Genomic DNA, 13,054 nt, shown 5'->3' on the forward strand with positions numbered 1-13,054 from the left:
CAAGCCAAAGGCAGTCAGATTAGTGCTGGTAAAAATCTAGATATTATCGCAACCGGTACGAACAAAAACGATGGTAACGTGACCATTCAAGGTTCAACCGTAACAGGCGATAAAGTCCATATACAAGCCGTAAAAGATATAACCATCGAAAGTGCCGAAAACCAAACAAGCAATCATACACAAACCGATGGAAAATCCTCTGGAATCGGAGCCCAGATCAGTGCCAAAGGTGTTGGTTTCTATGCAGAAACCAGCAAAAACAAAGAACTTGAAAACGGAACCATTTTGACCCATACACCAAGTGTGGTAACGGCTAAAGATACGCTCAAAATTGAAGCAGGACATGATGTAAATATCCTAGGCTCCAAAGCCAGCGGCGATCGTGTCGAAGTAAATGCCGGCAATAATTTAAACCTTGCCAGCCAACAAGATATAGACAACTACAATGAAAAAAGCAGCAACAGCGGCGGCAAAATAGGAACCGCAGGAATCGGTCTGCAAGGCAATGCCAGCAAAGGAAAAATCGATTCGAACTATGAATCCGTAACCACGCAGGCAGAAATCCATGCAGGACAAGGCGGCTTTAACATCGAAGTAGGGAAAAATACCGACCTGAAAGGTGCGGTTATCTCCAGTGATGCAACGCCAGACAAGAATAAGATTAGTACGGATACACTGAGTTATTCGGATATAAAGAATAAAGCGGATTATAGTGCAAGTAGTACAGGAATTGCTTATGAAAAAGGAACTAAAGATGACCAACATAAAAGGCAAGAAGGATGGCGGCCGGAAGTTAGTCCTGTTAGTAAAGGAGAGGCAAGTAGTATCACACAATCAGGCATTGCGGAAGGGACATTGGAGATTCGTGCTGACAAGAACAAAACTGAGAAAGATAAGACTAATCTGGATAGATTAAATCGAAATCCTAGTAGTGATTATCAAGGTTTAACAAAGATATTTGATAAAAATAAAATAAAAGAACAACAAGAATTATCTAGCCTATTTGCACAAGAGGCATATGAGCAGATAGGAAAAATAGCAAGGGATAATCACTGGGCAGAAGGTTCTACAGAGAAAGTTTTACTACATGGTGCAATAGGAGCAATAGTTTCGGAATTTGCTGGTGGTAATGTATTGGCAGGAGCTGCAGGATCTTCCGTAAATGAAATTGTAAATGGATATATAGCGAAATGGGAATTTGAAAATAAAAAAGATATAGATCCGTCTTTGCGACGTGCAATTAGTTTGGCAGTAGGAAATGTAGTAGGGGGACTTGTGGGAGATTCTCAAACTGGTGGATCTACGGCTTGGATGGGAACACAATATAACGCCTTGTCATCACAGCCTGTAGAAGTTAAAATAGTTGTGTATGATCAGGACTTACTGCATGGTGAATTTGGACATACCTCACTTGTTATTGATAATAAAGAGGTTAACTATGGTAGATATGTGCCTGAAGATCAAGATACGTTAAGGTCGGCAGGAGGTACAATCGGTGAAGGCGCTGTGGTTGTTGCGGATGATGCAAACCAAAAGATTAATAATGCAAAAGAAAGCGGTGAAACCGTAAATGTTTACACGTTAAATCTTTCAAATTCAGAATCGGCTAATTTGGTTCAAGCTATAAATGATGAGGTGGATTCAAATGGATGGCATTGGACCGATAAGGAAAATAACGTAGGCGTGGATTCTGCTTATAGATTTAATCAAGGGGCGTCTTATCAAAAATATGTTTTGTGGCAGAGAAACTGTACAACTTTTGTTACGGATATGTTGACACGAGCTTTGCCTGAAGGAGATACGCGACTTGGTACATTAAAATTAGTACTTGCTCCGCATGATGCGGCAACTATTTTAGATCAGGATGTGCAGGGCCATGGTGGTGACTTAGTAAAAGAAAAGTTGTAGAGGTGTTTTTATTGACTAGTAAATGGATTGCCTATTTGTCAGTTTTTGTTAGTGTTTTAATAGTTTTAAGTAGTATGTACTATTACTATAATTGGAAGCATGGTGCATATATGGATATTGAGGGCACTCTATTATTGCCAATTAATTATAATGAAAAAACGACAAATAAAAAAGCAGGTATTTATCAGATATCCACATTGACAGAAATATCTGATAAACCATACTTTAGTGATGAGAGGTATGAAAAATATGCATATCCTTTTATCATTGGGGGAGATTTTATGTGTGTTGCTAAGAATAAAGAAACTGGAGATAATGTCTTGCTTAGAGTCGAGAATGGTCATATTAGTGAGATGCTGAATTCTAATAAATCAATTTATTTTCCTGTTGTATCTCCTGACTTAAATACGATTTGGTATCTTCAATCTGAGGACAATGATAATAAAACGGCTCGGATAACTTCCCTGTGGAAATATAATCGAATAAATGGAATGAAAGAAAAGTTATTTGATGATCGTATTGATTTTTCATCTGGTATATTAGTAGCTCCGGATGAGTCAATCATTCTTGTTCAACAATCCGGTAAACTAGATGGGCATTCTGAAATTATTCAGATATCTAATATAGGAGAGAAAAAAGTTTTGCTTTCTAAGGCGCATTTTCCATCATGGTATGAGAAGGGTAAAAGTATTCTTTTTAAAAGCGGAAATCAAATTAATGTGTTTATTTTAAAAAGTGGAGAAACTACAAGCATGGGAAGCGATGATCAATGGTGGGATTACCCCCCCGTTGTTAGTCCAGATAAAAAGCATTTGGCGGTAGTTGAATATGCACGAATTCAGTTTTTTGGTGGTGAAAGGGATCATCGGTTGAAAGTAATATCTATTGATGGAAAGGTTGAACATGAATTAACATTTTTGCAGAATGATGGCATCAAGCCATGGGGAATAAATGTATTTTGGCTAAGTAATTAGAGATAGGGGTGAAGACGTGAAACAAATTATGCTAATATTGTTTTTTGTAATTAGTTTATTGTGTAACTATAACATAACTGCGCAAGCACAAGATAATTTTGAAAAGATGCAAGTAGAAGCAGAAAAAGGAAATTCAGCTGCTCAATTTACGCTAGGATTGGCTTATGCAAATGGAAATGGCATAACTCAGAACAATAAGGAAGCAATAAAATGGTGGAAACTATCAGCTGCACAAGAAAATCCGGGAGCTGAATTGTATTTGGGGATTGCCTACGCTAGTGGTATGGGTGTTATTAAAGATGAAGGTGAAGCGGCTAAGTGGTATGCCAAGGCGGCAGAGAAAAAATCAAAAATAGGACAACTGATGATTGCAACTGCCTACTCACAAGGAATAGGAGTAGAAAAAAATCATGAACAAGCAGCGTTTTGGTATCGAAAGGCTGCAGACCAAGGCGTAGGAGAAGCTCAAGCTAGGCTGGGAGAATTATATGCCACTGGTGACGGGGTCGAAGAAAATCTACAGGAAGCCATACGATGGTGGAAACTTGCAGCTAATAATGGTGTTGCTAGAACTCAGGTCTATTTAGCAAATTCTTATGCTTTAGGAAAAGGTGTTGGGACTGATTTAATAGAATCTGCAAAGTGGCAACAACTTGCGGCTGACGGTGGTGACAGTCGTATGCAAACTCAGTTAGGATTTAGTTACTATGAAGGAAAAGGTGTGCCGAAGAATGATGAATTGGCTATAAAATGGTGGAAAAAGGCTGCTGAACAAGGAGAGCCTTTAGGTCAATATATGATCGGAAAAGCTTATTCATCGGGATTTGGTATTGAAAAGAATAGCACAGAAGCAATAGAATGGATAAAGAAAGCAGCAGAGCAAGGCGAGGTAAATGCTATAAGTTGGCTGGGATTTTCATATTATTTTGGCCGTGGAGCAGAACAAGATATAGAAGAAGGATTAAAATGGATTCGTAAGGGAGTTGAAAAAGGCGATCCAACATCACAAGCGTTATTGGGAAATGCAGATTATACGGGACACGGTTTAATAAAAGATTATTCAAAAGCAATTACGCTCTACCGACTATCAGCGGATCAAGGCAATCGTTTTGGTGAATTATTTTTAGGCTTTGCTTATTATGAAGGGAATGGGGTTGAGAAAGATCCTGTTGAATCATCTAAATGGTTGCAGAAAGCAGCAGATCAAGGATTAGAGGATGCAAAGAGGTTATTACAGAAAATTAATCCATAATTTTACAAGCAGAATAGAGACTATCCTGAATTATATGTAAACCATCTATGATGGTTTAAAATAGAGATTGATTTTACCCCTTAAGTATATACTTGAAATTCTTCATTTAAAAGCCAGCTCTTATTGAATAGGGCTGGCTTTTATGCGGATATGGGTTAAGAACACAACAGCGAAGTAGGCGATAAACGATTATCGGCTCTCTATGATGTGCAGGCAGTCCAGGCTTTATCGGGGCTTAAAAAATGATGCACAAGGATTATGGAATATGTTTGCCAACTTTGACGAGACAATAGATGGCATAAAAAATGCAGCAGGAACAATATATGATTTAGGAAAAGAACAAGGATTTAGAGCAGCAGCAAGATACAAAACAGTACCAATGACACTAGACAAGCCAAAGGCAGTCAGATTAGTGCTGGTAAAAATCTAGATATTATCGCAACCGGTACGAATAAAAACGATGGCAATGTGATCATTCAAGGTTCAACCGTAACAGGCGATGCTAAAGATATAGAAGGTTTGACGCCGAAGCAGATTCAAGATAAATTTGCTCTGCCGAATACTCCTAAATATGTATGTGATGTTGAATTAGAAAAAGGTACACACATACGAGTAGGAGAACAACAGGAAACGACGGTAAAAAAGTAAGCGATAGGTTATGAAGCCCATAAACACAAAGGCCATAGTGGTGGATTTTCGACGGTGACCACCACGACATTAGATAAACTAGATCAGACGACCAGTATAGGCACAAGCATATCTGGTGATCGTGTCAACCTGCAAGCAGGGCAAAATATAGAGATACTGGGAAGCAGTGTCGTTGGAACCAATGATGTTAACCTCGCAGCAAAAGACAATATAACCATTGCCGCCGCACAAGAAAATAAAACCGAAAAAAATATGCGGCAAGAAAAAAAATCAGGCCTGATGGGAAGCGGCTTTGGCTTCACAATCGGAACTGAAATGCAGAAAAATACACTGGATGGAACCGAAACGACACAAGCCAAAAGTACAGTCGGCTCCGTACAGGGTAATGTAAACATAAAAGCCGGAAAAGATGTTACGATACAAGCTTCCGATGTTATTAGCGGACAAAACACGAAAATTATCGGAGCCAATGTAAATATAACAGATGGTCTAGAAACATCACACGAAAAACAAAGCTATGAATACAGTAAAAGCGGATTAACGGTATACGTAAGCAGTCCGGCCATCGATACGATACAAAGCATCAGCAATAAAGTAGACAGAGCCAGCGAAGTAGGGGATAAACGATTAGCGGCTCTCTATGCTGTGCAGGCAGTCCAGGCTTTATCTGGGCTTGATAAAAAGATCAATAATACCGTCAATGGAGCCACAACAAATGACGGTAAAAAAGTCAGCGATATCAGCCTCAATGTCAGCCTCGGCAGTACCAGCAAGACACAAAACAGTACCAATGACACTACGCAAGCCAAAGGCAGTCAGATTTCTGGTCTGGAAAAACTAATGGAGTTGGTGGCGCAGAAAAGGCTGCTGAAATTGCAAAATCTCAGGGCGGAACAACGTTGGAATCAATGATTGCAGAGAAAAAAATAAGTATGCCTGAATGGGATATCAATAATTCAAGTTCGATAAAGGCATGGGAGGATGTATCTGCTGAGTATGCTAAACAGGTAGTCCATATGATTTTAATCCTGATGGATTAGTTAAAAATGAGTATCCTGGCACCAAAAATGGTAAGATAATAAAATGGCAAGATCCTCAAACAGGTGCGGGATATGAATGGGATGAAGATCCCGCAAATGGAGAGCATTATCATAAGCTTCCCGAAGGCGGTAATGGAAGAGTGCCGGACCCGGACACTGGCAATACCCATTATTATCCGGGAGATAATGTTCCAGAATAAAAAAGGGAGATGATGAATAAGTGCTGATCGTAAGTGAAAAGTCGAAATTACAGGAAATAAATTTTCATGATGCAGAAGTAGCGAAAATTATTTGTGATTATTATAATGGAACAGTTGAAATGCCTATAATTATGGATGATATAGGTCCATATAGATACAACGCATTGTTGAAATTCGAAAATGTGGTACACGTAGAAGTTAATCGAAGGAAACCATGGGGACCGGGGATTAATATTATTTCATTAGATATTGATTCAATTGAAGGAGATTTATTAAAAGTAGAAATTGTACTAAGCTCTGGAGATGAAATAAATATTACGGCTTCTATAATGATTTATTCGACGGAAGATTAAAAAAATGTAGTATAGAAGAAATTTACGGGTCAGGGGTTATTTCCTTGACTAAGATGACACTTTCAGAATGGGAAAAGGGCAATTTAAAGTTTGATTTTTGGTTATTAAAGAGACTATTTTGAATTATGCGTACGCTTGATGATTTTAGGAAGCTTGTTGAAGCGAAAGATATGGCTGACCAATCAACGAATTGATTACGAAAAATTATCAAACTTAAAAGGAATTACATTGACCGAAGCACTGTCTTTGATTAAAGCGCAACGCCCTGATTGGTATAAGACGTATTCAAATTTGTATCAAATCTAATTGAATACGTTTGAAGATTTTAATAAGGAAGAGAAAGAGATATTCAATAGCATGTGATATCATTGCAAAAAGTACGAAGTGAAATGTTTATGCATATACCTAGTGGTAAGACAGGAAAATTAGCAGATGGTAGGAATGCAAACGTAAGAGTTGATAGCTCAGATGGTAGACCAACATTGGAAATTATGAATAAAAACGGTACACGTACGAAGGTTCGATACGATGATTAATGGGGGAATGATTGAATTGATAGAAGAATGGAAAAAGTGGATTCCATCTAAAGAGCTTTCTTTAAAAATGTATATAGAAAAGGTAATCGATGACAAAAAAGGATTGCAGCTTTTTTGTCAAAGTAAAGATGAGAAGATTACGATTAAAATTTGTTTCGAAAATTTTGTGTTTTCATATCGAAACACAGATGAAGGACGAAGATTAAAAATGTTAAAATTTTTAACTGAAAAATATGGAAAAGAGTTTTATGCTGAGTGGTCATTTTTTAAAGTTATTAATTCGACTTATATTGAATGGTTTAATCAAGAAACTTATAATATGTACTCTGATTATAATATTGAGCATTATGTATTTCTCACATGTGATGATGTTGTAGAAGTACTATCAACTTATGCACCACAAATCAGTCTTGATATGAGTGAAAAGAAAACAACATAAAAGACAAAGAGGTCAGCAGACGTAAAAAATCCGCTGACCTTTCTTGTGAGAGGGCCTACTTTTTTGTGTAAAGCCCAAATATTAGGATGAAATTAATTTAAGTTTTACAAAGAAATTTTGACGTGATCACCAACATAAATCATTAGCTTATCAAGTATCATTCCCCAATTTCGAATGGACATTTTCCATTTATCAATGATGTTTATGGTTGTTAAATACAGCAACTTCATCAAAGCATTATCCGAAACAAAGGCACTTTTTGTCTTTGTTGGAATGATTCGTACGGGTGCAGTAGATACCTAGAGTACTGGTGTAATATAGTACCGGAGATACCATAGATGATCTTATTTATTGGGCAAAACAGTCAGGATGTTCCATCATGGGCAAAAGGGAATCAGCCGGATGAGGGAGAAAGTGGCAAAGATTTTGCAAAACGTTTAATGGACGAAAAATATGGTGAGGAAAATTATGATAAAGGACTAGGGTCTGAATATAATAAAATTCGAAAATGGGGAGATAGCGGTTTTAATACGTGAAGGGGGAGTTTGCTATGGGAGCAGTATACATTCTTCAACATAGTTATGAAGTTGGGGAAGATGGACAATTTGATGAGATAAAAATGATAGGAGTTTATTCGTCCCGAGAAAGTGCAGAAAAAACAATAGCTCGTTATAAAATGCTTTCAGGTTTTAAAGATTATCCTATAAGTTGCTTTTATATTAGTAAATATGAAATAGATAAAGATCATTGGACAGATGGTTTTATTAAAACAGATGAAGCATTATTGTAACTCAGGCTACAGTGGCAGAATGGGGTGCTGATTCTGGGGGGCAGTATAAAGTTGCCAATGTCAATTAACAAATTGATTGCGGACGGCTATTGTAAACCATCTACGATGGTTTACAATAGAGATTGATTTACTCTTTAAGTAGATAGAATTCTTCATTTAAAAGCCAGCTCTTATTGAATAGGGCTGGCTTTTATGCGGATAGGGGTTCTAGAATACACCATCGCAGTAGGCGATAAACGCTTCGCGGCTCTCTATATTAGATAAAGAAGGTGTAGTTGGTATCAAGTACAACTATTGCATTGGTAGAGTTGATCCATTTTTGTGGAGATAGAGTAAAAGCATTTAAACCAGCTTCTTTTTTAAACCCGTCGAATTCGACCCCTTTAAAATTAGTATTATGTAGTTGTTCCCACAAACCAACAAGATATAGACAACTACTTGATTTGATCAATATTTTAAAATTTAAAAAATTAGGACTTAAGTAAACCAACTTAATCATCGATAAAAATAATGAGATATGGAATTATAAAGCAAGTTGTTAATTTACGATGTAGTAACAGATGGATCTGTTATTTAACAATATAAATCATGGAAGATTTAGTTAATATCCTTATATTTAGTGGATTATCTTACATGTAATTGATGAATAATAAGGTTGATGAAATGACTCTGGTTACTATTTATAGAATTTTTGAAGATTTTATAAATGAACCAGAGCCGTTTTTTTTATGAGCATTTTGTACTACATAACATTACAGTCAGCCTAAGTTTAAGGAGGAACGAATTTGAAAGGTGCGCTTTTAAGAAGGGGTGAAGAATATTATACCCACATGAGTAAAGTATTTGCTACGATTAAAGACGAACAACTGAAATATAACTGGTTAATAACAGATTGTATATGTTATCCTCAAAATGCTAAATATACGGAACTTCTGTCGCAAGAATATGCTTGGATCACAGGAGAAGAACTGACTCACATGATTGATCGGGAAGACTTTCAATGGATATGGGGTGTTTTATCAGGTTTTATGAAAAACATTACCCTAGAAGAAGTTTTAAAGTATAAACTACCGTACGCAGATGGTTTTATTGGATTTTGGGGATCAACATTAAATATACAAAATCCTTTGCGGATATTGAAATTGTACCTTGGGACAGTTCACTTGTCTTAGCAATAAGCAGAAACAATATTGTTATTGATAATTTTATGAACTACTTTCCTTTGGCGCAAGACTTAACCACGTATAATAAGCAGTTTGGAAAATGAGCATATTAAACTATTTTTTTTGAAAACTTATGGAAATTTATTTTTTGAGCGGCAGATTAGAACATATACAGAAGCGTATTCTTAATAATGATGAAAAAACAAGACTCTTATTGTGCTTTTGTAAAAAAATTATTGACTCACATATAGAAAGGGATGGTCTAGTGAAAGTTAAGTATCTATTATTAGTAATTGTTTTCGTTTTTACCGTTTGTAGTAGTAATAATGCTGTTTGTGCAGAACTAAAGGATGGTGATCTAATTCCAACTACAGGGGAGACTGTTGGTGTACATGCAGGGGATACTGCACCAGATTTAACATTATTTGATTTGAATGGTAATCTAAAGAACATTTCATTTAAAAATTCTCCGGCAATCCTAATTTCGCTATATAGGCTAAATGGTGATAGTAATAAGATACAACAGCTAGTAGATTTATATGCAAAGCGAAAGGATATAAAATTGCTCTTTGTTGTAAGGGACGAGGCCGAATATGTAAAAGTATCTTTAATGAAGCACGACTTCGACATACCGGTTTATTTTGAACGGAAAAAAGAATTCTCAACTAAGTATAATATCGGTGTACCAACAATGGTTATAATTGATAAGAAAGGTATTGTTCGCTACAATAATACCTTTTGGGTCGATGCAAATTCTATGGATAGTTTTATAGAAAATTTAATTTCGGGTAAAGGGAATCAAACCCCTAGATTATTATATTCGGCACCGAAAGAAGTTAAAAAGGAAGTACCAAGGCTGATCAATCTTGGTGAAAACGTACCTGTAGATGTTTTTCGTGACTTGGAAGGGGCTCCCGTCAAGTTAGATTATAAAGGAAAACCAACCGTTATATTTTATTGGATGAGTTTCACAAATGACAAATTTCTTAATCAAATGATGCCTGTTATGCAGAGTCTTTATGAAGAAAATGGAAAAAAAGCTAATTTTTATACCATCAACGGCAGTGGCGAACGCCGTTTTACGATGAGTATACTTGATCGATATTATAGCAGTTTTCCAACGTTAGTTGGAGGCGACGTGCTTCAATATAGTCGAGTTTTCCCTGCTTTTATAATAATTGATAGCGATGGTGTTTTGAGATACAGGACAAGTACATTTCCCAATGTTGAAGAGTTAAATACGCTTCTGACTGAGATCATAGATGGGTAATAAATGAAATGGATTAGCTGATAAAAGCCGACTCATTTTGGTGGATAAGAATAGTATCATATGTGATTGGTTTGTGATATTTTGTATAACTAATAAAATTTACTGGAACGGGGTAATGTTTTTGAAATTGAAATTTTTAAATAAGCGAATCATACTTGTTTTGTTTTTGGTTATATCACTTCAAGGCATAATGTTTTCGATGGTAAGCGCGTTTTCTTTGCCTGATCCGACTGGAGAGAAAACAAAGGAGTTTAATAATATGTTTTTCAATAAGCAGCAAGTGTATGCAGTGACAGTTCCTATGGAACGTATTTTTATGAAACAAGCAATTTCGGAAGCGACAGCTCGGGGGTTTGCTGAAAACCAGGTGCAGTTTGATTTAGCGCGTGTATATAATTCGCGGATTTATGCTGCAAATTTAGGACTGCATGCCGACACTTTTTCGGTATCAACGAAATCGATTCCGTTGGAAGAGGTATCGGAACAAATTGAGGAACAAGAAATAAATGGGAAAAAATCAAAGTACATGACCGTGGTCTTTCGCGAGAAAAAAATTGACAGTAATGCCTTTAATCCATTTATTGAAAAGAAGATAATATCACAGCCTGCTGTTATTAAAAATTTCAACTATACGGATGAACATTGGGAGATTGAAGCTGAGGGGTATGGATATTATGAGGGCACGGAGGATATTGATCACAAAGCAAGTATTGCCGGAAGTATGGCACGGGCTGCTGTCTTTGATATTGTAACTCAAAAAGCGGTGGAATTAGGGATTATTACTACGGATAACGAACAGGAATTTCGACAGAACCTTGCACAGAAGAAGCGTTTAGGCGGAATTTATGATCCGATCGGATGCGGGGTATATTTTACGAAACCTATCAGAGTTTGGATTACTGATGATGGTGAAATATTAGATGATTTGAGATCATAAAGAGCACAAGGAGACTCTATTAATGAGGAGGAAGAATGTGGAAGATGAAAAGGCAATAGCAACAAGGATTCGAATAGAAAATGGGTATAAAAATGGAGCCAGTTGGTTCTATTGGATTGCGGGAATGTCCATTTTAAATGAAATATTTTATCAAACCAACACAGGTTGGATTTTTGCTATAGGACTCGGAATAACGCAGGTTACAAATGTGATATTTCAAAATAATGGTATGTCGCTTATAGCGACATTGATTTTATCGGGGATATTCGTATTTTTCGGTAAAATGGCACATAAAGGATATAGGTGGGCTTTTATAACAGGTATGATTTTCTATATTTTGGATGCTATTCTTTTTATTATGGTCAAAGATTACATAGGTTTAGGACTACATGGAATTGCAATATTTGGTATATACCGTGGGCTGAGGCTGCATAAGAAACTAATTGAGATAAACAACAACCAAGATTTAAAACCAAGTGAAGAAGGCGCGCCGGTTTAGCGGTTATGATAATATCTTTCTTATGAGCACACGGCGTTTTGAAACGAATTTTCATAACTTTTTGTGCCTTGAACGCAGCGAAAGGCGTGAATGTATATGATAGAATTATCTATAAGTTATATAAATAACGAATTGGTAGTATATGGTACAGTAATAGTAATCCTTTATTTGGGAATGAAATTGCATATATCATGGATTGATGTAGGTGAGAAGATTACAAGAAAAAGATTTTTTTGTCGATGGATAATGTGTTTACTTATAGATATAATCGTATATTTGATTATTGTATTTTCAAAACTATTTGAAGTCCATAATATTTTAGTCTATGACTTAATGAGAAATCTTGTGGCAATATTGATAATTTTGTATGAGCTTTTAGCAATTAGTAGTATCATACAACGATGCCGTTGTATGATATATTCTAGATTTTTTATGATAGTTATAATGCTATTTTGGGTTTTCAATGATTTTTTTAAAGCTTTCGTTAACCCTGTTGCATTAATGATAATTTTAGCAATGGGCATGATTCCAAATAAAGATAATACCAAGAAGTATCATCAAAAATAGATTTTATTTTAGCTTGATAAGTGAGGTCAATGGATGTGAAAATCTATTGACCTCGTTTCTTCATCTTTATTCGGGCTCGATAAAAAGATCGATAATATCTTCCATGGAACTACGGGGAAAGACGGCAATAAGTAAGCGATGTTAGCCGCAATGAATCAAACGGTTGATGAAGCGCATAAACACCAAGAACATGGGGGCGGTTTTTCGACGGTGATCACCACAACATTAGATACGCTGGATCAGACGACCAGTATAGGCACAAGCATATGTTGCTACATCACCAGTCGGAGTAGCAAACTACCAGAAATTAATTGATCAATATCCTAATATGGTTCAAGCTAATGAAAATTACAAAGCAGCCGTCAAACAAGCGCAAGATGACTTCAATGCCAAATCAGCAGATATTAATGACCAAGATAAAAAGCTTTATTTCAGCAACTACAGCAAGAAATCCAGCAAAAACATCAGGAACTATTAA

General features: G+C 36.3%; 18 protein-coding genes and 1 pseudogene. 18 read left to right on the forward strand and 1 reads right to left on the reverse strand.

What is annotated here, in order from left to right; genetic code table 11:
• The 11 genes from F606_RS20810 to F606_RS0108590 all read left to right on the forward strand — a co-directional run.
• The coding region (locus F606_RS20810) for a hemagglutinin repeat-containing protein (RefSeq protein ID WP_033368270.1) at positions 1-1,908 on the forward strand (1,908 nt) is incomplete at its 5' end.
• A gap of 110 nt (positions 1,909-2,018) precedes the next feature.
• On the forward strand, positions 2,019-2,882 hold the full coding sequence (locus F606_RS0108545; protein ID WP_211210046.1) for a TolB-like translocation protein: 864 nt from the start codon (positions 2,019-2,021) through the stop codon (positions 2,880-2,882).
• A 16-nt stretch (positions 2,883-2,898) separates the two neighbouring features.
• On the forward strand, positions 2,899-4,134 hold the full coding sequence (locus F606_RS20815) for a tetratricopeptide repeat protein (RefSeq protein ID WP_019553469.1): 1,236 nt from the start codon (positions 2,899-2,901) through the stop codon (positions 4,132-4,134).
• A gap of 202 nt (positions 4,135-4,336) precedes the next feature.
• Positions 4,337-4,564 carry a hypothetical protein gene (locus tag F606_RS23170; RefSeq protein ID WP_211210047.1) on the forward strand — a complete coding sequence of 76 codons (228 nt, stop codon included), beginning with the start codon at positions 4,337-4,339 and terminating at the stop codon, positions 4,562-4,564.
• Positions 4,565-4,602: 38 nt separating this feature from the next.
• Positions 4,603-4,782 (forward strand): hypothetical protein, encoded by a 180-nt coding sequence (locus F606_RS23650; protein WP_019553471.1) that lies wholly within the window; start codon positions 4,603-4,605, stop codon positions 4,780-4,782.
• A 54-nt stretch (positions 4,783-4,836) separates the two neighbouring features.
• Positions 4,837-5,694, forward strand: a complete 858-nt coding sequence (locus F606_RS22275) for a hemagglutinin repeat-containing protein (protein ID WP_019553472.1) — start codon at positions 4,837-4,839, stop codon at positions 5,692-5,694.
• On the forward strand, positions 5,682-5,822 hold the full coding sequence (locus F606_RS23175) for a hypothetical protein (protein WP_019553473.1): 141 nt from the start codon (positions 5,682-5,684) through the stop codon (positions 5,820-5,822). Before F606_RS22275 ends, F606_RS23175 begins: the two co-directional genes overlap by 13 nt.
• 220 nt (positions 5,823-6,042) lie before the next feature.
• Positions 6,043-6,375: a hypothetical protein gene (locus F606_RS0108580; protein ID WP_019553475.1), complete on the forward strand. Its 333-nt coding sequence runs from the start codon at positions 6,043-6,045 to the stop codon at positions 6,373-6,375.
• A 156-nt stretch (positions 6,376-6,531) separates the two neighbouring features.
• Complete coding sequence (locus tag F606_RS23180) at positions 6,532-6,681, forward strand: hypothetical protein (protein ID WP_154651127.1); 150 nt, start codon at positions 6,532-6,534, stop codon at positions 6,679-6,681.
• Between the two features lie 62 nt (positions 6,682-6,743).
• Positions 6,744-6,911 (forward strand): hypothetical protein, encoded by a 168-nt coding sequence (locus tag F606_RS23185; protein WP_154651128.1) that lies wholly within the window; start codon positions 6,744-6,746, stop codon positions 6,909-6,911.
• A 16-nt stretch (positions 6,912-6,927) separates the two neighbouring features.
• Entirely contained in the window at positions 6,928-7,350 is a 423-nt protein-coding gene (locus F606_RS0108590) for a hypothetical protein (RefSeq protein WP_154651129.1), read from the forward strand.
• A 104-nt stretch (positions 7,351-7,454) separates the two neighbouring features.
• Here F606_RS0108590 and F606_RS24110 read toward each other — a convergent pair.
• Positions 7,455-7,619, reverse strand: a pseudogene (locus tag F606_RS24110) (IS256 family transposase); the annotation flags it as partial.
• A gap of 69 nt (positions 7,620-7,688) precedes the next feature.
• On the opposite strand from F606_RS24110, the gene F606_RS20825 reads away from it, so the two are divergent.
• From F606_RS20825 to F606_RS23450, 7 genes are all read left to right on the forward strand, one after another.
• A complete protein-coding gene (locus tag F606_RS20825; protein WP_019553478.1) occupies positions 7,689-7,886 on the forward strand; it encodes a hypothetical protein in 198 nt (65 codons plus the stop codon).
• A gap of 14 nt (positions 7,887-7,900) precedes the next feature.
• Complete coding sequence (locus tag F606_RS0108600) at positions 7,901-8,140, forward strand: DUF7336 domain-containing protein (RefSeq protein ID WP_019553479.1); 240 nt, start codon at positions 7,901-7,903, stop codon at positions 8,138-8,140.
• 785 nt (positions 8,141-8,925) lie between these two features.
• A complete protein-coding gene (locus F606_RS21960) occupies positions 8,926-9,312 on the forward strand; it encodes a DUF2691 family protein (RefSeq protein ID WP_211210048.1) in 387 nt (128 codons plus the stop codon).
• 124 nt (positions 9,313-9,436) lie between these two features.
• Positions 9,437-10,573 carry a TlpA family protein disulfide reductase gene (locus tag F606_RS0108610; protein ID WP_083923987.1) on the forward strand — a complete coding sequence of 379 codons (1,137 nt, stop codon included), beginning with the start codon at positions 9,437-9,439 and terminating at the stop codon, positions 10,571-10,573.
• A gap of 259 nt (positions 10,574-10,832) precedes the next feature.
• Complete coding sequence (locus F606_RS0108615; RefSeq protein ID WP_019553481.1) at positions 10,833-11,510, forward strand: hypothetical protein; 678 nt, start codon at positions 10,833-10,835, stop codon at positions 11,508-11,510.
• Positions 11,511-11,547: 37 nt separating this feature from the next.
• Positions 11,548-12,009: an MFS transporter gene (locus tag F606_RS0108620; protein ID WP_154651130.1), complete on the forward strand. Its 462-nt coding sequence runs from the start codon at positions 11,548-11,550 to the stop codon at positions 12,007-12,009.
• A gap of 895 nt (positions 12,010-12,904) precedes the next feature.
• Positions 12,905-13,054, forward strand: a complete 150-nt coding sequence (locus F606_RS23450) for a hypothetical protein (RefSeq protein WP_211210049.1) — start codon at positions 12,905-12,907, stop codon at positions 13,052-13,054.

The sequence above is a fragment of the Propionispira raffinosivorans DSM 20765 genome, assembly GCF_000381065.1.
In the GTDB taxonomy this organism is placed as follows: Bacteria; Bacillota; Negativicutes; order Selenomonadales; family Selenomonadaceae; genus Propionispira; species Propionispira raffinosivorans.